The organism is Ruegeria atlantica (assembly GCF_001458195.1).
Taxonomy (GTDB): Bacteria; Pseudomonadota; Alphaproteobacteria; order Rhodobacterales; family Rhodobacteraceae; genus Ruegeria; species Ruegeria atlantica.
Genome location: NZ_CYPU01000065.1, coordinates 1 through 24,111 on the forward strand (window position 1 = coordinate 1; position 24,111 = coordinate 24,111).

21 protein-coding genes and 1 pseudogene are annotated in these 24,111 nt (G+C 54.8%); 6 read left to right on the top strand and 16 right to left on the bottom strand.

Features of this window, described 5'->3' with window-relative positions:
- From RUA4292_RS16550 to RUA4292_RS16590, 9 genes and pseudogenes are all read right to left on the bottom strand, one after another.
- A pseudogene (locus RUA4292_RS16550) lies at window positions 1-118 on the bottom strand (IS3 family transposase); the annotation flags it as partial.
- Between the two features lie 121 nt (window positions 119-239).
- Window positions 240-767 (bottom strand): aminotransferase class III-fold pyridoxal phosphate-dependent enzyme, encoded by a 528-nt coding sequence (locus RUA4292_RS16555; RefSeq protein WP_267885463.1) that lies wholly within the window; start codon window positions 765-767, stop codon window positions 240-242.
- Window positions 768-900: 133 nt separating this feature from the next.
- Complete coding sequence (locus RUA4292_RS16560; protein WP_058278604.1) at window positions 901-2,463, bottom strand: trimethylamine methyltransferase family protein; 1,563 nt, start codon at window positions 2,461-2,463, stop codon at window positions 901-903.
- Window positions 2,456-3,688, bottom strand: a complete 1,233-nt coding sequence (locus RUA4292_RS16565; protein WP_058278605.1) for an aromatic ring-hydroxylating oxygenase subunit alpha — start codon at window positions 3,686-3,688, stop codon at window positions 2,456-2,458. Before RUA4292_RS16565 ends, RUA4292_RS16560 begins: the two co-directional genes overlap by 8 nt.
- The gene (locus tag RUA4292_RS16570) at window positions 3,688-5,748 is read right to left on the bottom strand and encodes an oxidoreductase (RefSeq protein ID WP_082637162.1); all 2,061 of its coding nucleotides are present in this window, start codon (window positions 5,746-5,748) and stop codon (window positions 3,688-3,690) included. Before RUA4292_RS16570 ends, RUA4292_RS16565 begins: the two co-directional genes overlap by 1 nt.
- A gap of 60 nt (window positions 5,749-5,808) precedes the next feature.
- Window positions 5,809-6,870: an extracellular solute-binding protein gene (locus RUA4292_RS16575; RefSeq protein ID WP_058278606.1), complete on the bottom strand. Its 1,062-nt coding sequence runs from the start codon at window positions 6,868-6,870 to the stop codon at window positions 5,809-5,811.
- A gap of 17 nt (window positions 6,871-6,887) precedes the next feature.
- On the bottom strand, window positions 6,888-7,985 hold the full coding sequence (locus RUA4292_RS16580; protein WP_058278607.1) for an ABC transporter ATP-binding protein: 1,098 nt from the start codon (window positions 7,983-7,985) through the stop codon (window positions 6,888-6,890).
- Window positions 7,982-8,770, bottom strand: coding sequence for an ABC transporter permease (locus tag RUA4292_RS16585; RefSeq protein WP_058278608.1), 789 nt, complete (start codon window positions 8,768-8,770; stop codon window positions 7,982-7,984). The genes RUA4292_RS16580 and RUA4292_RS16585 overlap by 4 nt, the downstream gene beginning before the upstream one ends.
- A complete protein-coding gene (locus RUA4292_RS16590) occupies window positions 8,767-9,636 on the bottom strand; it encodes an ABC transporter permease (protein WP_058278609.1) in 870 nt (289 codons plus the stop codon). The genes RUA4292_RS16585 and RUA4292_RS16590 overlap by 4 nt, the downstream gene beginning before the upstream one ends.
- Window positions 9,637-9,763: 127 nt before the next feature.
- On the opposite strand from RUA4292_RS16590, the gene RUA4292_RS16595 reads away from it, so the two are divergent.
- Window positions 9,764-10,399: a TetR family transcriptional regulator C-terminal domain-containing protein gene (locus tag RUA4292_RS16595; RefSeq protein WP_233493475.1), complete on the top strand. Its 636-nt coding sequence runs from the start codon at window positions 9,764-9,766 to the stop codon at window positions 10,397-10,399.
- Window positions 10,400-10,850: 451 nt separating this feature from the next.
- Here RUA4292_RS16595 and RUA4292_RS16600 read toward each other — a convergent pair whose 3' ends face one another.
- From RUA4292_RS16600 to RUA4292_RS16625, 6 genes are read right to left on the bottom strand one after another with little or no spacing between them, the layout of a single operon-like run.
- Window positions 10,851-12,506 (bottom strand): sulfatase-like hydrolase/transferase, encoded by a 1,656-nt coding sequence (locus tag RUA4292_RS16600; RefSeq protein WP_082637163.1) that lies wholly within the window; start codon window positions 12,504-12,506, stop codon window positions 10,851-10,853.
- Entirely contained in the window at window positions 12,503-13,738 is a 1,236-nt protein-coding gene (locus tag RUA4292_RS16605; protein WP_058278611.1) for a Tm-1-like ATP-binding domain-containing protein, read from the bottom strand. Before RUA4292_RS16605 ends, RUA4292_RS16600 begins: the two co-directional genes overlap by 4 nt.
- A gap of 28 nt (window positions 13,739-13,766) precedes the next feature.
- A complete protein-coding gene (locus tag RUA4292_RS16610) occupies window positions 13,767-15,251 on the bottom strand; it encodes an aldehyde dehydrogenase (protein ID WP_058278612.1) in 1,485 nt (494 codons plus the stop codon).
- Between the two features lie 7 nt (window positions 15,252-15,258).
- The gene (locus tag RUA4292_RS16615) at window positions 15,259-16,791 is read right to left on the bottom strand and encodes a tripartite tricarboxylate transporter permease (protein ID WP_058278613.1); all 1,533 of its coding nucleotides are present in this window, start codon (window positions 16,789-16,791) and stop codon (window positions 15,259-15,261) included.
- Between the two features lie 9 nt (window positions 16,792-16,800).
- A complete protein-coding gene (locus tag RUA4292_RS16620) occupies window positions 16,801-17,337 on the bottom strand; it encodes a tripartite tricarboxylate transporter TctB family protein (RefSeq protein ID WP_058278614.1) in 537 nt (178 codons plus the stop codon).
- 56 nt (window positions 17,338-17,393) lie between these two features.
- Window positions 17,394-18,323 carry a tripartite tricarboxylate transporter substrate binding protein gene (locus RUA4292_RS16625; RefSeq protein WP_058274540.1) on the bottom strand — a complete coding sequence of 310 codons (930 nt, stop codon included), beginning with the start codon at window positions 18,321-18,323 and terminating at the stop codon, window positions 17,394-17,396.
- 108 nt (window positions 18,324-18,431) lie between these two features.
- Between RUA4292_RS16625 and RUA4292_RS16630 the strand changes: the two genes are divergently transcribed.
- A complete protein-coding gene (locus RUA4292_RS16630) occupies window positions 18,432-19,211 on the top strand; it encodes an IclR family transcriptional regulator (protein ID WP_058278615.1) in 780 nt (259 codons plus the stop codon).
- 35 nt (window positions 19,212-19,246) lie between these two features.
- Window positions 19,247-20,599 (top strand): aminotransferase class III-fold pyridoxal phosphate-dependent enzyme, encoded by a 1,353-nt coding sequence (locus RUA4292_RS16635; protein ID WP_058278653.1) that lies wholly within the window; start codon window positions 19,247-19,249, stop codon window positions 20,597-20,599.
- 33 nt (window positions 20,600-20,632) lie between these two features.
- Here RUA4292_RS16635 and hpaR read toward each other — a convergent pair whose 3' ends face one another.
- On the bottom strand, window positions 20,633-21,073 hold the full coding sequence (gene hpaR, locus RUA4292_RS16640; RefSeq protein ID WP_058278616.1) for a homoprotocatechuate degradation operon regulator HpaR: 441 nt from the start codon (window positions 21,071-21,073) through the stop codon (window positions 20,633-20,635).
- A gap of 106 nt (window positions 21,074-21,179) precedes the next feature.
- Between hpaR and RUA4292_RS16645 the strand changes: the two genes are divergently transcribed.
- From RUA4292_RS16645 to hpaD, 3 genes are all read left to right on the top strand, one after another.
- Window positions 21,180-21,578, top strand: a complete 399-nt coding sequence (locus RUA4292_RS16645; RefSeq protein ID WP_058274537.1) for a 5-carboxymethyl-2-hydroxymuconate Delta-isomerase — start codon at window positions 21,180-21,182, stop codon at window positions 21,576-21,578.
- Window positions 21,579-21,581: 3 nt separating this feature from the next.
- Entirely contained in the window at window positions 21,582-23,090 is a 1,509-nt protein-coding gene (hpaE, locus tag RUA4292_RS16650; protein WP_058278617.1) for a 5-carboxymethyl-2-hydroxymuconate semialdehyde dehydrogenase, read from the top strand.
- Window positions 23,091-23,254: 164 nt separating this feature from the next.
- Window positions 23,255-24,097, top strand: a complete 843-nt coding sequence (gene hpaD, locus RUA4292_RS16655) for a 3,4-dihydroxyphenylacetate 2,3-dioxygenase (protein WP_058278618.1) — start codon at window positions 23,255-23,257, stop codon at window positions 24,095-24,097.
- Window positions 24,098-24,111: the final 14 nt, after the last annotated feature.

The following is a 24,111-nucleotide window of genomic DNA, read 5'->3' on the forward strand; positions in this document are numbered from 1 at the left end:
GCTCCACAACGCCGATCTGTCTGATCGCATCCAGACGCGGCATCCCTTGCCCCATCAGAACTTCAACCTGCCGCAACTTCGAGACAATTTCTTCCGGCTTCGGTCGCTTGTTTGCCATTCTTGGTCCTCCGTTTCCTAATCTTAACGGTGGGCCCATTCAAATGGGGAGGCTCACTTCCTTTACGAAGTCGCTAAGTTATTGATTTTGAATCAAGTGGAAACCGGAACGCGCACCGCTCTTACCTTTTAGGGATAAAAGCGGCAACATTTTCTGGGCCAAGCGCCACAATGGCGTTTTCCAAGTCCGAAACGTTTTCTCTCAGAAAGCTTTCTTCGCTTTGACCAGGTGCACGATAGAGCGGATTCACGTCTGGCAGGAAATTTGCGAGGTCATCCGCCTTGTCGAGCCAAAGCCTGTCACGCTCTTTTTCACTGGTGCTGGCCGCCAGATAAGTGCTTCCATGATAAGCTTTTTGCCATGGAATGATTTTCTTTTTCTCGGGGCGTCCCAAGAGGTTGTTGCGGAAATGAACCAACCGGATGGCGGTATCAACCGCAGTGGAACCGCCGGTGGTAAAAAAGACATTGTTCAAGTCGCCCGGCGCGCGTTTGGCGATTTCGCGTGCGCAACGCGCGGCGGTCGAGTTGGAGTTGTTAAAGGGCGAGAAATAAGCAAGGTTCCGAGCCTGCTCAGCAATAGCCTCTGCCATCTCCTCTCGCCCATAACCGATCTGAGTGCACCACATGCCTCCCGGTCCGTCGATCAAGCGTTCGCCTTTTTAGTTCACTACATGGATGCCGCCGGCACCTTCAATAAATGTCCGGTCGTTTTTGCCCAAGGTTGCCATTCCTTCCCACGGGTGCAGGAAGTGGTCGTTGTCCCAGTGCTTGGCGTTAGAGTTATCCACGGCGGGCCATGCTTTCTGCGCTCATAACAATTGGGAACTCTTCGCGCACCTGAGCGTCTGAAGCGCCGAAGTAGTTGGGGAAATGGCTGTCGAGAATGGAATTGGCCTTGTCACGGGCGCGGTCCAACAGATCAGTTTTGCCTTCGTTTTCCCATGTATCTGTACGCTCACGATCCATGAGCCGCGGGTAGACAAATTCGGTGTTCATATAGTTCAGCGTGTGTGGGTTGCCGAGGAAATGACCTGGGTCGATGGCACACTGGTGGATCACATCCACCGCCATGGTTTCATCTGTGACCTCTATCCCGCGCAACGATCGCAGGATCATACCACCCGCTTCGTCATCGATGACCATGCTTTCAAAGCTGCATCCCATCAGGCTACCGATCATCCCGCCGAATTCGCACAGCCGATTGGCACCAGCATGGGCGGCAAGCGTGAAGGTTAGCGCCTTTTCCAACCCGTATTGTGCGTCGGGTATTTTGGCATCTGTCATGCCTGCGCCAACGGATGTGGGAAGGCCATAGAAGTTGCCCATCTGAATGGCTGCCGCCCCGATCAGAGCCTGTTCGCCGCTGCCGCCGGTAAACGACCCGCTGCGCAAGTCAGTGATGAAGGGCCAGGCAGCAAAGCAGACCGGACAGCCCGGTGTGATGAGGTTTACAATGGCAACACAGGCCAGTGTTTCGGCCACGGTTTGAACCAGTGTTCCCGCAAGCGTCGCGGGGGCTGTGGCCCCGGCCTGAGGAGGCACTGCCAGATCGACAGTTAGACCAAGTTTGGCAGTATCAATCAGGATTTCCATGTTCTCCTTGCCGATCCGCAAGGGGGAAACCATAGGGCAGCCACCAAATATGACGCTTGGCTTATTCATGAAAGCCCCATCGCCACCTTGCGCCATATCGAACATGCGAATGGCATGTGGGATGTGGCTACGGTCGCGAAAGGTCAGACAGGCAGGTTTTTGGCTACCTGCGAGCATCGCATATATGGTGTTCATGTCGTGAGCGAAATCATCGGTCACGTCGGTGGCCAAAACCGTGTCGCCCAGCATATGGATGTTGTCCAAACGGTCCACCAGACGGGTGAAGTCATAGACATCGCGCAGGACCGAAGGGCGATAAGACTTCGTTTGTGAATCGAAGGTTGTGACAGCGGTGCCAGAATTGGCGAAGTAAACGCTCTCTGCCGAGCAATGCATGTCGTCTTTGCCTTCTCGCTCTCCGCGGGCATAGACGTAAAACTCCTTGGCGGCGCCAGCCAGGATGTCTTCCATCAGGGCACGGGGGAAGCACAGCCGATTGAGGTCATTCATCACCGCGCCTTTGGGAAGCACCAGATCAAGCAGTTCTGGAAAATGGTCGGTAACGCCGGTGTTTTCCAGAACGGTTAAGGCCGCTTGGTGAATGTTCTCCATATCTGTTTGAGTCAGCGGTTTGTAGCGTCCGCCACTTAGACCCCCACGTACGGCCTCATTGCCCGTGGTTGCCTCTTGCACCTTTATGCGTGCGGCGCGCCCGCCGCCACCGCGACGGCGTGATTTTGCCTCAGCCATGACCGGCCATCCTTTGTTCTGGTGCCGGGCTGATCATGGTGAAATAGAAATCGTAAAAATCCTGGATCGAGGTTTCCATTTCGCCCAAGGGGCCCGGTTTGAAGTATTGAGAGTTTACGCCGGACTGGTTGTGGCGAATGATGCGCTCGTCATCCAAAGAAGTGACATGCCAAAGCCAGGTCAGGTCTTCCTTGTCGTAATCCTGGCCTTCTTCGGCGTCAGCGCGAACCAGCCAGACCACCTGAATGTCGGTTTCCTGTAGGCCACGTGGAACAAAGCGGTAACCCACCATGTGATCCGAATAGATCAGGAACCAATTCAATGGACCAATATCAAAGTCAGTTGCGCCACCGTCGAAGCCTTTCAGCGTTCCAAGCAATGGCGCAAGCGCCTCGCCCGATTTGCTGCCGGTTTTGTAACCTTGGTAAAGCGGGTAGCGCCGATAGTACCCGCTGGTGAATGGGGTGGGCGCAGCCTCGCCAACAAGCGCCAATTCATCAGGTGTCAGCCCGACTTCCACAGCCCTTGCATTTAGCGGCTCGGCCAAGCCAGCCATGTCTTGTGGCGATTTCAGGCTATGAGAGCGAGAGTATTCTTTGTGTGCTGGTCCGCAGTGATAGCATTCAAGATAGTTCTCAACCGCCAGTTTCCAATTCGCGGGAACCGGAAATGACGCCGCATGCGCCACTTTCAGATCGTCAAAGCCATAGGGTTCGACGAGTGGCGAAAGCTGGCTAAGGACAGGATCAAGCGATGGCGTGTTTGCATCGGCACAGACAAAAATCAGGCCTTTGAAGACACTCACCTGAACGGGAAAGAGCCCGAATTTGGATGGGTCAAAGTGTTCCCCCATGTTATGGCCTGCACGAAGTTTCCCCGAAAGCTCATATGTCCAGGCGTGATACGGGCAAACAAGAACACGGGCGTTGCCGGACTGTTCAGTGCAGACGCGAGATCCCCGATGGCGACAGACGTTCAAATGAGCGCGAACTTCGCCTTCGCGGTCGCGAACAACAATGATGCTCTCCGGGCCATAGTCGAACAGAAAATAGTCTCCGGGGTTTGGGATTTGGCTGACATGCCCTGCCCAAAGCCAGTTACGGTTCCAGACCTGGGCAATGTCATAGTTATAGATGTCTTGCGATGTATAGAATTCACGCGGCAGCGCGTGGCCGTACTGGTGCGAGGCCATCAAAGCATCTAACTCAAACGGTCGGCTGTTCATCACGTCTCCTCCAAATCGATTATCTCGCGGCGAAACCAATCCTTGTCCGCTTCTGCCTTTGGGCGTTCAAAATCGCGTGCCGCGCGGTGGCCTGCGAAGACTGCGTCCACGATCAACCCCGGAGACGCGGCATCGCCAATAAGTTCGAGGGTTTTCAAACCGATCCCGCGCAAGCTGTCATAAAGCGCTGTCTCTCGATGGCGCTCGGTAACCAGAATTGTCGAGGCACACGGAATATCCGTTTCGCGACCGGTAAAGGCGCACCCAATGCGCGCGATGTCACCTTCAACCGCCGTCAGCACCTGATTGCAGCGAATGTCGATGCCAAGCTCGATCAGGCGGGCCTGAATACGAGGCTGCTCCAAAGTATTGACAGCGTAAGTTGAAACTAAACTCTCTGGCGTGACAAAGACCACCTGGTATCCGGCGGTCGCCAGTTTTTCAGCGATCACCCCTGCCAGATAGATATGGTCATCATCATAGATCATCACCGGCCCATCCGGAGGCAGAAGGCCGTTCATAATATCATCAGGCGTCAACACTTTGGCGGTTTGCTCGATCTGAGGCATATGGCGCTGCGTGCTACGGCCCATGCCGTCGGTACGCCAGTGGCTGCCGGTGGCCACAAAGACATGTTCGACGCCAAGCTCTGCCACCTGATCGCCATCAAGCCTGCTGTTGGTGAACAATTGGACATTACCGCGCTGCTTCAGATCATTCAGGCGATAATCGACGACGCGGGACCAAGCCGCGAGGCCGGGAAGTTTGCTTTCCATTGCAACACGTCCACCAAATTCAGCTGAGGCTTCGGCCAAGGTCACCTGATATCCTCGCCTTGCCAACTGCGTAGCGCATTCAAGACCAGCAGGGCCACCGCCAATAACCAAAGTATCCGCGTTGCTCTTTTTCGGCGCGATGATCTCGGGGTGCCAACCACGCCGCCATTCCTCGCCCATGGTCGGGTTTTGGGTACAACGGATCGGTATACCCAAATTGTCCGAAGACACGCAAATATTGCAGCCAATGCATTCGCGGATTTCGTCAATGCGGCCCTCTTCAATCTTTTTGGGAATGAATGGGTCCGCGATGGAAGGCCGCGCCGCTCCGATAAGGTCGACGATTCCCTTTTTGACCATCGACAACATCATATCGGGGGACGTCAGGCGACCGACACCAACCACAGGTTTCCGTGTGATCTGTTTGACGTGCGACAGAAACGCGTTCTGATAGCCATCCTCCGACTGAAAGCGGGTTGTGGCACTGTCATTGGACCAGTCGGCTACGTTCACATCCCATAGGTCAGGAAGATCGGCCAAAAGCTCGACCACGGCACGGCCTTCTTCTGAAGCCTGCATGCCGTCAGCGCCCACCATCTCATCAATGGCAAAACGGAGCGCCACAGCGCAGCTGTCACCTACAGCTTCGTGGGTGTCTTCCAGCAGTTCGCGTGTCAGGCGCACACGATTTTCAAGCGACCCGCCATACTCATCACTACGCTGGTTCATATGCGGCAGCATGAAATGTTGCGCCAAAGTCATGTTGTGTCCGGCATAGACGTAAATGATGTCAAATCCGGCATCTTTCGCGCGCAGGGCGGCCTCGCGGTGCCAGCGGCGGAACTCGCGAATATCAGCTTTATCCATGGCCTGCGCCTGCTTGGGATGCGTCGTATCGACAGACATCTCGGAAGGTGCAAGAACCGGCGCCCGGGTCAGCAGGTTCTGCGCATGGTTGCCATTGTGCACCAGCTGGATAGCTGCCAGCGCACCATGCGCATGTACCGCATCCGTCATCAGCCGCAACGCGGGAACATCGCGCCCGTCCCATAGCCGCCCCTCGGCATAAGGAGACAGGTCTGAGGTTGGGTGAATCTCGGTCTCCTGATTGGAAACCACCGCCCACCCACCTTCGGCCTTCATCCCACGAACGGCGGCATCCGCCCGCGGTCGGACATGCCCCAACCCGGTGCAATGCGGCACCTGATAAAAGCGGTTTCTGGCTGTGACTGGTCCGATCTGAACCGGTTCAAAAAGCAGAGCATATGGGTTCGCGTTCGACATGTTCACGCGTTTTCCTGTATCTGGGATCCGGAGCCGTAAGGCCTCGGAAAAGTGGTTGTGTTAGAAGCCGGCTTTGATCCGTTCAAATTCTGCCAGCATTTTCGCCTCAAGCTCGGGATTCACCGCATCAAAGAACAAACTGCCTTCGAAGAAGCTTTTAGGGTCAGCAAAACCATAGGCTTCGATGTTGGCCTGATCGGCAACTTCGAACGCTTTTGCGTTGGAATGTGGGTAGCCCCAGTTGTCGATGATGTACTGACCGCTGGCAGGGTCAGTGAGCGCGTTCAACAGATCATAGACCTGATCGACCGGAGTCGTGGAAGACTTCAGATGCACGTAACCGCACGCCCAAGTCGCGATGCCCTTATCGACATCACGCATCATCGCGGCAGGCACTTCGTTCCAGATCAGGTTCAGTTCTGACTGGTTCCAGGCCCAACCCAATTCGATCTCACCGCTGGTCATGGCCTGATCAAATTGACCCGCATCGGACCAGTAAAAGCGCATGTTCGGGTGGATCGAGCGCAGGAAATCAGATGCTTCCTTGAACTGCTCGTCGCTCAGATTGGTGTAATCGTCGGCGTTTCCAGTGGCCAGCGCAGCCAGGGCGTACGCAGATGACGCGGCATCCGGGACGGCGATCTTGCCTGCATAAGCCGGGTCCGCCAGCATTTGCAGCGAGATATCGTCGCCTGAGATTTTGTCGGTGCGATAGATAAGGCCCGTGTTCCCCCACTCGAACGGCAACATGTAAAGCTTGCCGTCTAGGACGATGGCGTCGACCTCCTTGATCTCGGGCAGAACATCGGCCCAGTTGGTCAGTTTGCTTTCATCCAGCGGCTGGATCAGGTCGGCTGCGACCCATTTCCGGACCGCGTCAGAACAAGGATGCGCCAGATCCGCCGTGAAACCCGAACTCAGTTTCGTAAAGGCTTCTTCCTGACTTCCAAAATAGGAATAGCTTGGTGCCTCATTCCCGTATTTTTCCATGTAGCTGGCAAAGAACCCGGGATCTTCATATCCCGACCAGTCAAAAACCGTCAGATCAGCGCCACCTGCTATGGCAGTTCCCGTACTTATCGCCGTCGCACATGCGAAGGCCGCAATTCCCTGAAGTCTCATTTTATCCTCCCACTATTTTACTTTGTGTCTGTACCTAGATCGATCACGCTTGCCCCCTGAAGCCCCAGCCAAACTGCGTCGCCGCGTTTGAAATCGACCGTGTGAAAATAGTTTGGAACTGAGACCGAGATTGGTTTCTCAGCTCCCGCCACCCGAATGTGGTAGTGAATGTTCTCGCCATAGAAGGCGGCATTGCTGACAGTGCCTTGAACCGTTGATGGATAGTCTTCGGGCTTTTCAGCAGCGATTTCCAATTGTTCCGGGCGAATACCGATGTTCATGTCTTTAGAGCTGGTCGCAACGTTGGGATTTCTCTCAATCTCAATCCGCCCGAAGGCGGCAGCATCGATCGACAACATATTGCCGATTTCGCCCAATAACTGGGCAGGCAGAATGTTCATCTCACCGATGAAACTGGCCACTTGCTGATCGCAAGGACGGGCGTAAAGCGTGGTTGGTGTGTCCACCTGCTTAAGCCGTCCATTGAACATCACGCCAATACGATCGGACATGGTCATCGCCTCATATTGGTCATGGGTGACCATCACAAAGGTGATGCCAAGCGATTGCTGAAGATTGCGCATTTCAAACTGCATCTGTTCGCGCAGCTTCTTGTCGAGTGCTGACAAGGGCTCGTCCAACAACAATACTTTGGGTCGCATGATCAGCGCGCGGGCAAGCGCCACCCTTTGCCGCTGCCCACCCGACAATTCACTTGCGCCGCGATCCTGAAGACCGCCCAGCTCAACCATGTCCAGGGCCTCGGCTACGCGCTGGTCGATCTCACCCTTGGGCGCCTTGCCCCGTAATCCATAGGCCACGTTGTTTCCGACGTTCAGGTGCGGGAAGATGGCGTAGCTCTGAAAGACCATGTTCGTTGGACGGTTGTTGGCAGGCACACCTTCCATATCCTGACCGTCGATCAGCACGGTACCCGCGGTCGGTTCCTGGAAGCCCGCGATCATCCGCAATACCGTAGTCTTGCCGCATCCCGAGGGGCCGAGGAGTGAGAAAAACTCGCCCTCTTTGAGATCGAGATCGATCCCGCTGGCCGCCAGGAATGTGCCATAGCGCTTTTCGACGCCCCTGAGTTCTATGATGTTTCTGTCTGTCATCGGACCTCTGATGCGGATGAGCGGCGGCGGAAGTACTCGGCCAGCACCAAAAGCAGAACCGAGGTAAGCAGCAGGATAGAACCCAAGGCCAAAACGTTTGGAAGCTTGGCGGGGAAGCGGATCTGGCTCCAGATATAGACCGGCAGGGTTGGCTGGTTTCCGGACAGGAAAAAGGCCAGGACGAACTCATCGAAGCTAACCGTAAAAGTGACCAGCATACTGGCTATGATACCTGGGGAAACAACCGGAAGCGTCACGCGGCGGAAGGTTTCGAACACGCCGACGCCCAGATCGTAAGATGCCTCTTCCAGCGACGCGTCGAAGTCATCGAATGCGGACTTCAAGATCGAAACGGAAAATGGCAAGGCGAGGAACGTATGGCCCAGGACAACGGTCAGCAGAGATGGTTTGAGGCCGAGAAACAGAAACAGAACCAGCATTGACGAAGCCACGATAATGCCAGGGATAACCAAAGGCAGCATCACCAGACCTTCTGCCGCGCGCTGACCCCGGAAACGATAGCGAACAAAGGCACGAGCAGCAAAAAGCCCCATAGCGGTAGATAGAATTGCGACGACCGTGCCGACACCAAGCGAATTCCAAAGGGCTTGGATCAACGTATCCTGTTCACCCAGCTTCCGATACCAGTCCAGCGTCCAGCCCTTGATCGGAAAGGCAACGATTGTACCGCTGTTGAACGAAAACAACGGCAGAAAAAGAACCGGCAGGTACAGAAAAACCAAATACAGGAAAGCATAGGCTGTCAGGGTCGAGGGGCGCTTCATCTGATCCTCCTCCCAAGTTGGGTGGCGGTAATGACAAACACGATGGCGACGAAGCCGACCGACAGCATCGCGATCAGCGAAAGTGTGGCGCCGAGAGGCCAGTTGTTGGCGGCCCCGAACTGCACCTGAATAAGATTGGCAATCATCTTCCCGTCCGATCCGCCGACCAGCGCTGGGGTCACGTAGTCGCCGACAGTCGGAATGAAGATGATCAGGCAAGCCGCAATGATCCCCGGGATCGTCAGCGGCAGCGTCACCCGCATGAAGCGTTGCAAAGGACTGTTGCCGAGGTCTGTGGCAGCCTCCAACAGGCTTGGATCGATCTTCTGCAACGAGACATAGATCGGCAGGATCGCAAAAGGTGCCCACGCATGAGCAAGCGTCAGCACGACAGCGAATTCGTTGTACAGCAGGAAGTCGAGCGGTTCGTCGATCAGACCAAGCATCATCAGTGCAGAATTCATCACCCCGTTGAACCCAAGGATGAGTTTCCAGGCAAATACGCGCAGCAGATAGCTGGACCAGAACGGAATGGTGATGAGCAGAAGCCAGATGGTCTTTTTCCGGGCCTTCATCGCGATGAAGTACGCGATGGGATAGGCCAGTGCGACAGTGACTACCGTAACTGCTCCGGCAATCCAGATCGACCTTAGCATTAAGTGTCGAACCAGCGGATCAGCAAGCGCGTCGCTATAGTTTTTCAACGTCGGTGTCTTGTCGAGCGTTACGTAGGTTTGGGTCCAGAACGAATAGGCGATCAGGATCAACAAAGGCGCCGCCACCAGAAAGCCCACGTATGCCGTGGCTGGTGCGCTGAGGGTATAACCCCGGGACGCTTCGCTACGAAAAATCACCCTATCTCCCATCTCGGTACTTACGAGCCTCTAATGGACGATCGTCCATTTAATGTTGCGCCAGAAAGGCCTTTCGTGTCAATCTTCCTGTGAGCCACCCATATGAGAAGACCCTAAGCAGATGGAATCATTGAATAGAGTGAAAGAACCAAAAGGAAGAAAGCGTAGCTCGAAGCGCGATCCAGAGGCCAATAGGCAACTTTTGATCAAGGCCACTTTGGACACGATTGCTGATATCGGAGTTACAGACACCTCCGTCAGTCGCATCTGCGAGCGCTCAGGTCTGTCGCGCGGAATGATTCATTTGCATTTCGGGGGGAAGGACAATTTACTGACGGCAGCGGCCCAGCATTTCAGTACCGAGTATTATGCAGAGATGGACAGAATGACCGATCTTGGCTCGGATGCATCGCCCGAAGACCGAGTGATGGCTGTGATTGAGGCTGATCTGTCTGAAGCCTTACTCAATCCACGAACAACGAAAATCTGGCATGCATTCCGAGGCATCGCGAGCTCACACCCAGGTATTGCCCGATACAGCAGCACTCAGGACCCCAAACTTGTCGAGACCTTGCGGCGTGCGTTCTTGGAGATAGCCCACCAAAACGAGCAAGACCCGAACTTGGTGGATGATGCCACCAGCGGAACGCTGGCCTTGCTGGAAGGTATGTGGGTAAATTACCTGACCGATATGCAAATTTTTTCGCGACGACGCTCTGCTGAACTTATTCGAAGGTTTTTAGGCGGACTTTTTCCCGGCAAATTCATGTTATGAGCCTTAGCGACGCTCAGATTTGGCTTAGAGACAAAACTTTTTTCGAAAACCGACGACTGGTAGTGGCGAGAACCCTAGCAACCAAGTGGCATCCAGCCTGCGCTTGAAGAAACTCGACGCCCGCTTTGCACTGGAGAAATGTTGCATGTGCACCAACAACGAATACATACCTTCTGCTCAATAACCCGACAATTCCATCCAATAAACGTCGGTATGACCTTTCGTTCGTTTTTGAGAGAACCACAGGACATACCACCCATTTATTTGCCGAATTTGAAAAGCCTGGTGCTGATTAACTATGTTCCCGGATCCAGGCCGTTTTCCCTCATTTTTCGTTGTTGTTGTTTGTGTTGTTGCCTTGAAGATAGTTGAATGGGGTCATCGCAACTGCTTAAATAGCTTTGCGACAGATCCGCAAAAGACCCCCAACATGACAAAACCCCTGCATGTCTTACCGACGTCTGATCGTTTTCTCTATTACGTCGTAGGGCAATTCACGCTCATCATAAACACCGATAAAAATACCGACATCAGCCGCACTCCCATCTCGCTTCTTCAGCAACGTGTCATTTGAAACCGTTGTACGTTGCGATGGACGGCGCGCCCATTCTGACAAGCGCTTCATGAACATGTTGATCACCTCGGCATGGCCCGGGTTGGCACCGAGATCATTCAACTCTTTAGGGTCGTTTTTCAGGTCGAACAATAACGGGCGAAACCCACCATCGGCAAAGATGAATTTCCAATCCTTGTCCGCCAACATGAACAGGCGTGCTTGTTTGGGGTCAAGGCCCAGAGCCGCGGCTTCGGGCGTGGCAGAATAATCATATTCGCTAACCACATACTCGCGCCATGCCTTGGGGTTTTGGCCATACAGGAACGGCAGTAGCGAGCGGCCTTCGATAACGTGATCCGGGACATCGCTACCTGCCAGATCAACAAATGTTGCCGCCAGATCAATACTTTCGACCAGTGCGCTACAAACAGTTCCGCGTGTTGCGTCTGCTTCTGGTGACGGGTCATAGATGATCAGTGGAACGCGCACCGACGGATCATGGAAGAGATCCTTTTCACCCATCCAATGATCACCGAGGTAGTCCCCATGGTCGGAGGTCACGACGATCATCGTGTCTTCCATGTGGCCACTCTCTTCTAGCCAATTGAACAGGCGACCCATCTGATCATCAGCCTGTTTGATCAGCCCCATATAGGCGGGTATCACCTTTTCACGCACGCCCGGTTTGCTAAAGGTTTGGCCGATTTCGTTCTGCATGAATTTTTCATAAACAGGGTGTGGATTCTGTAGTTCGCCTTCCGAACGAACCACCGGCAAAACATCTTCCGCCCCGTACATGTTATGATACGGCGCTGGAACAATGTAAGGCCAGTGCGGCTTGATATAGGACAGGTGGCACATCCATGGCCCAGCGGAATTTGCATCCTGCGTTTGAATAAATTCAATCGCCTGTCCCGTTAGCCACGGCGTTTCGCTATCTTCTTCCTTAATGTTTGCAGGCTTATCAGCGTGCCGCATAAACCAACCCGAAGCGACACCACCATCTTCATCAACCCCGGCATTGGCATTGTGCTGCCAGGGGTTTTCAGCCTCATACCCCTGCCCTTTCAGATACTCATTATAGGGCGAACGTCTTTTGTCATAAAAGCCTTGCGGCCCCTCACCCCATAAGCCGTCATCACGGAGGAAGACATCAAAACCACATTCCGCGACACGTGCTCCGATAACGCCATCGCGCGAAATGCCCAGACGATCCATCCCTGCCTGATCCACGCTCATATGCGTCTTTCCGATCAACCAACTATCCATCCCACGTTCGCGCAGATGATCGCCCAGAGTAACCTCTCCGACCTTGAGCGGGAAGTTATTCCAGGCGGCGCCGTGGCTGTGCACGTAACGCCCAGTGTAAAAGCTCATCCTTGAGGCACCGCAGATGGGCGATTGAACATAGCAATGGGAGAACCGCACTCCCTTGCCCGCAAGCGCATCCAGATGAGGCGTGTTCAAACTTGGATGCCCAGTGCAACTCAGGTAGTCGAACCGAAGCTGATCGAACATGATAAACAGGATGTTCTTGGCTTTTTTGGTCATGTCGTCTTAACCACCCCTTCATTCATCCATTTATCGAACTGTTTGAGTACAGCATCGCAGAATGCGTCGTCATTGATATGGGCGTCAATTTCCGTAGTTGGTGCAACTGCAGGCATCACGTTGCGGGCCTCATCAACCATTTCGGCAAGCGCTTCCGGGTCATGCGCTTCCTGGCCTTCGCGATCCCATTCCTCAACTCCGCCGGTGGGCAGGAAAAAATGGGTTGGGCCAGTAGCCTGTTTTAGACGATCGGCCATTTCCCGAATAGCGGCCCGTCGCTCTTTTGCATTGAACACCGCACTTTTGATCAGACGATTATGTTCGTGGAACGGACGGTCGGCATATTGGTCGGGAATGTCCTGCCAACCGGCAAAATCCAAAAGATCCAGCGCGCCTGGGGCCACCATTTGCGGCACGCCCGCGCGCCCTGCATTTGTCAGCCGGTCCTGCCCCGAGGACACCAGCGAACCTGCGAGCATGTTGGCAAATTCCTGCATGCAGAAATCCATTACACAGCAGAACGCGCCCTCACCCGCAAGCTTCTCAAATGCCATACCGCCCATGCCCGTTGAATGGAACACGGCCACTTCGTATCCCCGTTCTTCCAAAGCAGGTTTCAAAGTTTTCATATAACGCAGGCAGGATGAGCCTAACGAAGTCATCCCGATCATCGGGCGATCGCGCTGAGGGCGTTGAACCGCGCGGGCTGCGCCTAAAACAGCGCCTGCGGCCTGGCTTAGCGATGAGCGGCAAACCGAGTTCATACCATAAAGCCCGCCCGCCCACAGGATCATCTGAATATCCGGCGCCAAACGGTGTGGCGGAATCAGCGGTGAAAAACTGACGGTGGAGACAATGTATTTTGGCACACCCATTGGCAAAGCCTGCGCACAATCCAGCGCCAGATCGGTGCCCATCGTGCCACCAGTTGCGAGCATCCCATCAAATTTGCCCTCGGCGTAGACCTGCGCCACAAGCGTTGCTGCGCCCCTCGACATCACGCGAAAAGCCTTGTTTTCGTCACCGAGCGCGATCACCTCTTCTATGGTCATACCACCGGCTGCGGCCACATCATGCTTGGAAATATCTGTGGGAGTGGTTGGATCCCCAAGAACCGAGACATCCATGGTCAACACGTTACCACCCTGCGCAGAGATGCATTCTTCGATGTATCGCATCTCGGGGTCTTTGGTGTCATAGGTGCCGATCAGCAAGATAGTCTTTTCGCCCATGATAATCTTCTCCTCGCAGGCTGTCGTCTTACAGCTGAATCCAGGCTGTTTTTAGATCGAAATACTTTTCCATTGCATGCATAGACTTGTCGTGACCGTTGCCCGACTGCTTTACTCCGCCCAAAGGCACAGTGGCGTCAGCACCGCCGTAAGTATTGACGTGAACGACGCCAGAGCGGATGCCCGCCACCATGCGATGTGCACGGCTCAGATTTGCAGTCCACACGCCCGAGGCCAATCCATAAACGCTGTCATTTGCCAGGCGCAGTGCCTCATCTTCGTCCCTGAACGGCGTCACGGCCAGAACCGGACCAAAGACCTCATTGCGGAACAGATTGTCGGTAGGTTTGACCCCGTTCATTACAGTGGGTGCCATATAATAGCCGCCCGTTTCCGTCAGAATTCGGTCACCGCCGGCACGGCGCTCAGCACCTTCCGCTTCGGCTTGGGCGACGAAATCCAGGTTGCTTTCCAATTCCGGCAATGAGTGCACTGCCCCGATCTGTGTGTTCAAATCCAGCGGGTCGCCGACGCGGAAAGCTTGCGCGTGTTTGACAATCTCGGCGACGAAATCTTCGTGAATATCCTCCTGAACCAGCAAGCGCGATCCCGCGACGCAAATCTGACCTGAATTTCGGAAAATACCTGCGGCGGAGACCTTGGCCGCCTGCGCGAGATCCGGGGCGTCGTTGAACACGATGTTGGGGGACTTTCCGCCAAGCTCCAAGTAGCAACGTTTCAAGTTCGAGCGCGCGGAATATTCCAGAAGCCGCCGCCCCGTCGCACCCGAGCCGGTAAAAACCATGATGTCTACATCCATCGACAGAGCCAGTGTTTCACCAACAACGCTGCCTTTGCCTGTGACGACGTTTAGGACACCGTCCGGCACACCTGCCTCAAGCGCCAACTCGGCCAATCGCAAAAGTGATAGCGAGGCCGATTCCGCAGGTTTCAACACCACCGAGTTACCCGCCGCCAGCGCCGGCGCGATCTTCCACGCACCGATCATCATCGGCATGTTCCAAGGCACAATCGCCCCGACAACGCCGACAGGCGCGTGATGCACGAGACCCAGCACATTTTCAGCTGTGGGCGCAATCTGACCATAGATCTTGTCTATGGCCTCGCCATAATAGCGGAACGTGCCCGCAGCCGACATCGGCTCGGCCTTCATGGCCATGTTGATCTCAGTGCCATTGTCCCGCACGCCCAGAACGGCCAGTTCCAAAGCGTGTTCGTCAATCAGATCGGCCAGTTTCAACAACACCTTCTTGCGTACAGAAGGTGCAGCCCGCGACCAGCGTCCGTCTTCAAACGCCGTGCGGGCCGCCGCAATAGCCCGCTCCATATCCTCGGGGGTGCCCTCGGCAATTTGCGTTAGAACCTGACCGTCAATTGGAGAAATGACATCCAGTTGCCCTCCTGCCGCTGCGGCCTCGTGACGCCCATTAATCAGAAGGCGCCGGGCCGGTACGGGCTGACCACGTAGCGCGTCGATGGCAAGTTGATCCATAGGTCGCTTATCCTTGCTGGTTCGGATTATCGGAATCCACGGGTTGCATCGTAGGTTCCGGCCGCAGTTTGTTTTTGAATTCGAAATACAGCGTTCGGCAGTGCAGGATCAGGATCAGAACGATCAGGCCAAACAGAATGGCCGCGATGGGCCGGTCGATGAAGTCGAGCGGCGTTTTGACCCGTGCCATTGCGCTGCGCAGCTTGGTTTCCATAATCCCGCCAAGAACCATGCCCAAAATGATTGGAACAATCGGCAGGTCCAGCCGTTTTAGGATCAGCCCAAAAACCCCGAACCCGGCAGCAATGGCACAATCTGTGATCGAGTTGCGCAGGCTATAGACCCCCACGAATGCCAAAATCAGGATCATGACACCAAGGAACCGGGTCGGGATCTGGATAATCTTCAGCAGCAGGTTCGTCGAAAACAACAAGAACACAAGAACGATAACGTTAAGCAGGATCAGCGCCATATACAGGGCCAATACGAAATCCATCTGGTTTTCGAACAGCTGGGGTCCGGGGATCACGTTGTGGACATAAAACACGGACAGCATCATCGCCGTCAGCGCCTCGCCAGGAATACCCAGAGCCAGCAGAGGAATCATCGCAGCGCCTGGAACGGCGTTGTTCGCCGCCTCGGACGCTACAAGTCCCTCGGGTGAGCCATCACCAAACTTTTCTGGGTTTTTTGACGTCTTTTGAGCATAGGTGTAGGATAAAAATTGCGATGTAAACTCGCCCGTACCCGGCACCATGCCCATGAAAACACCGATACTTGAGGACACGGTAGCAACGCGTTTCACGCCCAGGAGTTCTTTGAGACCGGCAAAGATATTGCCACTTACATGGGTGTCGCCTGGCGCGTGGTTCTTTTCCAATAGCAGCAGAAATGCCTGGCTAATCGCAAACAGACCCAGCACGACCACAATGAGATCAATGCCGGAAGCCAACCAACTTTGATCAAAGGTGAACCGGCGGGTGTATTTCACGGGCTCCAGCCCCACCGAATTCAGAAAAATACCGAAGGCCGCCAGCATACCAGCGGCAAAAATCTGCCCCCGATGGGCCAGCACAACCAGAATGATGCCCAATAGCGCGGCCAGGAATATCTCGCGGCTACCGAAATGTGGGGCGACAAGGGCCAGAACCGGTGACAACACCATCAGACAGATGATCGCAAACACGCCCCCGAAGAACGAGGCCGAATACGCCAGAGACAGCGCACGGTGGCCCTGCCCCCGTTTGGTCATGGGATATCCGTCATAAGTGGTCAGCGCGTTCACCGCTGTGCCGGGGGTGTTGATCAGAATCGCGGGAATGGCTCCGCCATACATGGACGAGCCGTAGATACCCAATAACAGGGTTAGTCCTACGATGGGCTCGAACGCAAAGGTGGCAGGTAACAGGATTGCGATGGCCACCGCCGCACCCACGCCGGGCAATGCACCGATGATGACGCCGCCGATCGAACCGATCAGCAGGGCCACGATTACCTGCCATTGCAGCAGGATTGAAATACCGGAAAGAAGCGTTTCCATAGTGGCCCCTTACAGATAGGTCAGCGCAAAGGCGCGCACGGAATCCGGAAGGTATTCATAGACCGCTCCGGCGGGGATTTTGACCTGAAGAAAACCACGGAAAACGATGGTGACCACAAAGCCGAACAACGCAGCTATTCCGATAGCATTTGCACCGCGAAACCCAACACGAAGGGTCAGGAAGACTGCGAACAACATGGTTGAGAGCAGATATCCCAGCTGCGGAACCACCAGCACATAGATCAGGAAATAGGCAACATATTCGAACGACCGAACCCAGAACCCGACCTCAGTCCAGCGGCCGCTGATCCGGTCTGACAAGGCCGAGCTAAGCCAATGCAGAAACCCGAACACCACCATGCACCAGATTGCAATTGTGGGCCAAAGACCCGGCTGTGCGAACCATTTGGTTCGTTTGACGACCTTGGTCTGATCACCCAGTTGGGATAACAGAAACACTGCGAATGCCAGAAACAGTACGGCGAAAACGACATCGCCGGGTCGGCGATATCTTTTGAACATGTCCTGTAACGTCTTTGCAATCATCGTTTCCTCCCAAGCTGAAAGAGGCGTGAGGCAGTGCCCCACGCCCAATCTGGATCTTACTCGCCCAGAATTTCTTCAATCTTAGCGAAAGAGGATTTGTCTTGCTCAATCTGAGCGTTGGATGCGTCTGGGTCCTGCCAGTAGATCAAAGCACCAGTTTCCTCAGCAAGCTGCTTGGCTTTGTCCGACTGCACCGCCTTTTGTGCTGCTGCGGTGATTTTTTCGCGTGCCTCGGGTGGAGTATCCTTGTGAACGAACAGGCCGTTCCACAATGCCAGCGGCAGATCCGGGTTGAGCTCGACGATCGTCGGCGTATCGGGGATCAGCGAAATCCGCTCGCCGCCAATGCTCGCCAGAATATTCACGTCATCCAGGCAAGGTAGTACAAGTTGAAGCGTGGTGTTGATGACGTCTACGTCACCCGATGCCAGCGTGTTGCAATCCAACGCATCAAAGGCTGCTTCACTTGCAAAATCAAATCCGCTGCTGACAGCAGCAGCAAAGGTGACCTGCGTGGGCGGCAAGACCGAGCCGAAGTGACCAAGCGCCAAATCGTTATCCTTGCCGTGTTCTGCCAGTTCTTCCCAGTTCGAGAACGGCGCATCCTTGCTGGATGCGATTACGAATGGGTAGGTCAGAAAAATACCGATCGGATCAAACGGGTTCGGGTTCAGTTCAGGGATACCGATTTCCGGTCCAATGACGGGAACGCCAATGACGAAAGAGCCGATGGTGTAACCATCCGCCGGAGCAGTGGCGACTTCGACTGCACCTGGGAACGGACCGCCGCCGCCGCCGGGCTTGTTCACGACCGCAGCCGGGACGTCGTACATGGCTTGAAATTCGTCCGCGATCATTCGCGTCAGCACGTCTTCAAGATCGCCCGGAGGCCATGGAACCACGAAAGTTACCGGTTTCTCTGGATACTCTGCCAGTGCAGCGGTTGCTGACGCTACAAATGCGGCGGTTGCTAGAAATTTCTTCATTGACACCTCCCGTTAGTGGTTCATTAAATGAACCGCGTTAACAATAATAATGTTGCGTTGTTAAGTTAATTCTGTCAAGTATAACCTGACCGGGAGGAGGCAAAACACATGGGCACCGCACTTAATGCCTTGAAAATGTTAGAGTACTTTTCAAGCTCTCAGCCGGAAATCGGGCTGAGTCACATTGCGCGCCTGGCTGGTTTGAACAAGGCGACCGCCCTCCGCCACTTACGAGCACTGGAAGAGTTCGGCCTGATCGAGCAGAATCCGCAGACGAAATCATATGCCATCGGACCAGCTGCTCTACGGTTGGCCGCCCTGCGCGAAATTGCCAAGCCCGGCCTTGATGGTGCACGCCAGAAAATGCAGGCCGCGATGCATGAGGTTGGCGAGAGCCTGCACCTTACCCTGCTTGAAAAAGACACTCTGCAAACTGCGCTGGTGGTCGAAACCACGCAGCACAGCGTTCGCGTAAGTCTCGACCCTAGCGAAATTATTCCGGTCAACGCGACTGCTTCGGGATTATGTATGCTGAGTTTCGGTCCCGCTTTCCTTCTGGAACGCTTGGAATCCGACACACTCACCCGATTTACCGACGCAACAATGACGGACCCAAAGATTATTCGTGACCGGGTTGCACAAATCGGTCAGGCGGGCTGGGCCAATAGTAATGGCAGCTTTGAAGATGGTGTCTTCGGATATGCGGCGCCTATCTTCGGTATTGATCAGATCGCGATTGGAACCATTGCGATTGCCGTTCCCGAAATTCGTGCAACCAGCGCGCGGCAGCCGTTGATTTTGACCTCACTCCACACTCTTTCGAAAGAACTGACCGCAAACTTTGGCGGCCAGACGCCCGAAACTTTTCCAACCGAATTCCACCCATGATTGACGGGCGGACTAAATCTCCGGAGACACGCTATATGAAAGACTCCAACTTTCTGAAGGAAAACAACGCCCGACATTTCTGGCAACCAATGGCGCACCCGGCCGACAGCCAGAAAAACCCGCCGACCATTCTGACCGGCGGTGAAGGGGTCAGCATCATTGATGTAGATGGTCACAAGGCGCTGGATGCAGTGGGTGGCTTGTGGAACGTCAATCTGGGCTATTCCTGTGATCCGGTAAAGCAAGCCATCACCGATCAACTGAACGCGCTGCCCTATTATTCAACCTTTCGCGGCACCAGCAACGACAAGGCGATCGAATTGTCTTATGAGCTGGCGCAGTTCTTTGCGCCTGACGGATTAACCCGTGCATTCTTTACTTCAGGTGGATCGGATTCCGTTGAGATCGCGCTGAAACTTGCACGTCAGTTTCACAAAGTCCGAGGCGAGGCTGGCCGTACCAAGTTCATCAGCTTGAAACAGGGCTATCACGGTACCCACTTCGCGGCTGCCTCGGTCAATGGCAATCAGAAGTTCCGGGCGGCTTATGAGCCGATGATGCCGGGCTGTTTCCACGTGCCCGCGCCCTGGACCTATCGCAACCCGTTCGATGAGACGGACCCCGAGCGTCTTGCGCAACTTTGCGTAAAAGCGCTGAAGGCCGAAATCGCATTCCAGGGTGCAAACACCGTCGCCGCATTTATTATGGAGCCAATCTTGGGCGCAGGCGGAGTGATCCCGCCGCACAAGAGCTTTATGCCCATGGTGCGTGAGGTCTGCTCAAAGCACGGAATTCTGCTGATTTCGGACGAAATCATTACTGCCTTTGGGCGTACAGGCAGCGAAAGTGGCGCGAGACATTGGGGGGTGCAGCCCGATATCATGACAACGGCCAAAGCCATCACAAACGGCTACTTCCCATTCGGCGCGGCAATGATCTCAGGCGCGGTTGCGGAGGTGTTCGAAAGCGACACTACCGGCAGAGCTTCTGTCGATCAGGGCTACACCTATTCCGGGCACCCGGTTGGCGCGGCCGCAGCCTTGGCCACGCTTGCCGAGATCAACCGCCTGCGAGTTTGGGAAAACGCAGCTGCACGGGGGGATGAGTTGTTTGCCGGGTTGAAAAAACTGGCCGACAAATACGACGTAGTCGGTGACGTGCGAGGGGGTGAAGGCCTGATGTGCGCGCTCGAGCTGGTTTCGGACCGTGCGACCAAGGCGCCAATTGCCAAACATCTTCCGCTGCAGGTTCAAAAAGCAACTTATGAAGATGGCGTTATGGTCCGTGTATCTGGAAACAACATCATATTGTCTCCGCCGCTGGTCATCACGTCTGATGACGTAGCCAAGATCCTGTCAGCCCTGGACACAGGACTAGCGAGACTGTAGTGATCACGCTAGCCCCGGTCTTCAAGGTCGGGGTCAAACCTTTACGGCCTGCAATTCCTCAAGTAGATCCAGTAGGTTGTCGATTTTTTCCTGTCCCATTTGCGCCTCGATTGTATTGTGAATCGCCAGCGAGGTCGCAAGGTTCTCTTCAAGAATTTGACGCCCCTCATTGGTGATCTTCACCATGGTGCGACGCTTATCCGTGCTGCCCTGACGGCGGGATATCTGCCCATCACTCTCCATCGTGCGTAGAATTCGCGTCAGGCTGGGCAGCAAAAGGCAGGCCTCATTTGCAATAGTGCTTTGTTCCACTTCGCCCATTTCGTCCAGAACACGAAGGATACGCCACTTTTGCTCGGTCAGCTGTATCCCCTGCAGCATATCCCGAATTGGGGCCATAACGGTTTCGCGTGCGCGTAGCAGGGCGATCGGAAGAGCGCGAGAGGTTCTCGTGGTATGGCTTTGTCGGTTCATTCCAGCCTTCTAGAACGCCATTTCAGGAATTGCAAAGATTAACAAAGCAAGTTCTTGACGGTCGCGATACAATTTACTAAACATGTTAAGTAGTAAAGGAGAGGTCATGCCACACTTCCACGTCGAATACTCCGGCAATCTGGACGATCGGGTCGACATCGGTGGCTTGTGCGAATGCATACGAGACACCGCTGCGGGGATTGAGGCTTTTCCAATGCCGGGAATTCGCGTCCGCGCCACGCGTGTTGACTATTTTGCCATTGCGGATGGAGATCCCAAGCATGGCTTTGTGGACATCTCAATCCGCCTGCGCGCTGGCCGTCCTGACGACGTTAAGAAGGACGCAACACAGCGTATCTTTGACGCGGTTGAGGCGTATCTGGAACAGGCCTTCTCGAAACACTCTATCGCGCTTTCACTAGAGATGCGTGACATCGACCCAGACCTTTCGCCCAAGACCGGCACAATCCGGAATCATTTGGCTGCGACAAAGCAGGAGACCTGACGCATGAGCGTACTGGATACGAATATCGAGAAACTGGCAGGCTTTCTGGCCCGGTTCAAAGAAACAGGCATCAAGAACCGTATCGCAGGCGAAGACCGGGATGGCGCAGCGGGTGTTTTCCAATCCTCCTCTCCCGTGGATAAATCGGTGATCTGCGACGTTGCGCACGGTACGTCCGACGATATCGACGCAGCGGTCAAAGCGGCCCATGCTGCCTTTACTGAATGGCGCGACATGCCCGCCACCGAACGCCGCCGGATCCTGCTAAACGTTGCCGATGCGATCGAAGCCCGGGCCGAAGAAATTGCGCTGTGTGAATGTTGGGATACGGGCCAAACATTACGGTTCATGTCCAAGGCCGCGCTGCGCGGTGCCGAGAATTTTCGCTACTTTGCGGATCAAGTCGTGCAGGCTCGCGACGGGCAACACCTGAAATCGCCGACGTTGATGAATATCACCACTCGTGTACCTATCGGCCCGGTTGGCGTGATTACTCCGTGGAACACGCCCTTCATGCTGTCGACTTGGAAAATCGCGCCCGCTCTGGCCGCGGGCTGCACCGTGGTCCACAAACCAGCCGAAGACTCGCCTTTGTCCGCCCGCCTGTTGGTGGAAATCGCCGAAGAAGCGGGATTGCCCAAGGGCGTGCTGAACACCGTGAATGGGTTTGGCCCTGATGCCGGTAAGGCGTTGACAGAGCACCCCTTGATCAAAGCCATCGCTTTTGTCGGAGAAAGCCGGACAGGCAGCAGCATCACAAAGCAGGGTGCCGATACGCTCAAGCGGATGCACCTGGAACTGGGCGGCAAGAACCCCGTTATCGTGTTTGATGACGCCGATCTGGACCGGGCTCTGGATGCGGTGATTTTCATGATCTACTCGATCAACGGTGAACGCTGCACCTCGTCCTCGCGGCTGCTGGTGCAGGACACTATCAAGGAAGAATTCGAAGCCAAACTGGTCGAGCGTGTGAACAACATCAAAGTCGGGCACCCCCTGGACCCTGCGACCGAGATCGGCCCGCTGGTCACTGAGGAGCATTACAACAAGGTGACCTCATACTTTGACATTGCAATAGAGGATGGTGCGACCGTCGCGGCCGGTGGGGTCAAGGTTGGTGATGGCGGATTTTTCGTACGCCCGACATTGTTTACAAATGCCAATAACAACATGCGCATCGCGCGAGAGGAAATATTTGGCCCCGTGCTAACTTCCATTCCATTCTCGACCGAAGAAGAAGCGCTGCAGATCGCAAATGACACGCCCTATGGGTTAACCGGCTATGTCTGGACCAACGACCTTACATGCGCCCTGCGCTTTACCGATAAGTTAGAAGCAGGGATGATCTGGGTGAATTCGGAAAATGTTCGCCACCTGCCCACACCTTTTGGCGGGGTAAAGGCGTCAGGTATCGGTCGCGACGGCGGTGATTGGAGCTTTGACTTCTATATGGAGCAGAAACACGTGGGCTTTGCCACTGGTCAGCACAAGATTATGCAGTTGGGAAAGTAACGCCTTCCGAGCGACATCTGGACAAGGTGCCGTTCGTAAAAAGTTAGGATACGCGCGCACATCTATGGTCCATGAACTCTTTGAGAGTCGGACCAAACGACGTCTGGTCGTCCGCTCTCCCTTCCAAAGCGGTCAGACGCCACCTTAAGTGAGGAGGAACTGTCATGGGAAAGATTGTACAGGCTGCTAAGATCACACATGTGCCCAGCATCTGGATGTCCCACACGATGCCGAAATACAAAGGTATCCGGCAACCTGCGATAGATGGCTACGCACGTCTGCGTCAGGACGCGATTGACCGCGAGGTCGACACCTTCATCGTGTTCGATACACATTGGATCACCAATCAGGGCTTTCACCTGAACACAAAGGAACACCACAAGGGCCGATTCATCAGCCACGAACTGCCGCACATGCTGGCGGATATGGAGTTCGACTATCGCGGTGATCATGACCTTGGTGAAGCCATCCTTGACGTTCTGAGAGAGCGAGGAGAACGGGCTCTGGGTCATTCGCATCCCGACATGGGAATGGAGTACGGTACCCTTTTGCCGATGCATTTTATCAATGACGATGTGAATGCCCGGGTTCTGCCAGTTGCCGTCAACCAGTTCTCGTCCATCGCTGAGAACCGCGTTTGGGGTGAAGCCATCGCCGAAGGCATCCGGCGTTCGAACCGCAATGTTTCGATTTTGGCCTCCGGGTCTCTAAGTCATGACTTCACGCCGAATGAGCGCTCGGTCGAGGGTCTGAACGCAGTGAATGGCGAGTTCAACCGCCAGATGGATATGCGCGTTCTCGAATTGTGGGAACAGGGCCGGTTCGAAGAATTCTTGGACCTTTTGCCTGACTACGCAAAGAAATGTACGGGCGAGTGCGCGATGAACGACACTGCCCTGCTGTTCGGTGCGTTGGGATGGGGCAGTTACAAAGGCGAGATCGACATCTACACCCCGTATTTCGGTAGTTCCGGAACGGGTCAGGCAAATATCAGCTTTTCGGTCTGAGGCCGAGACACGGG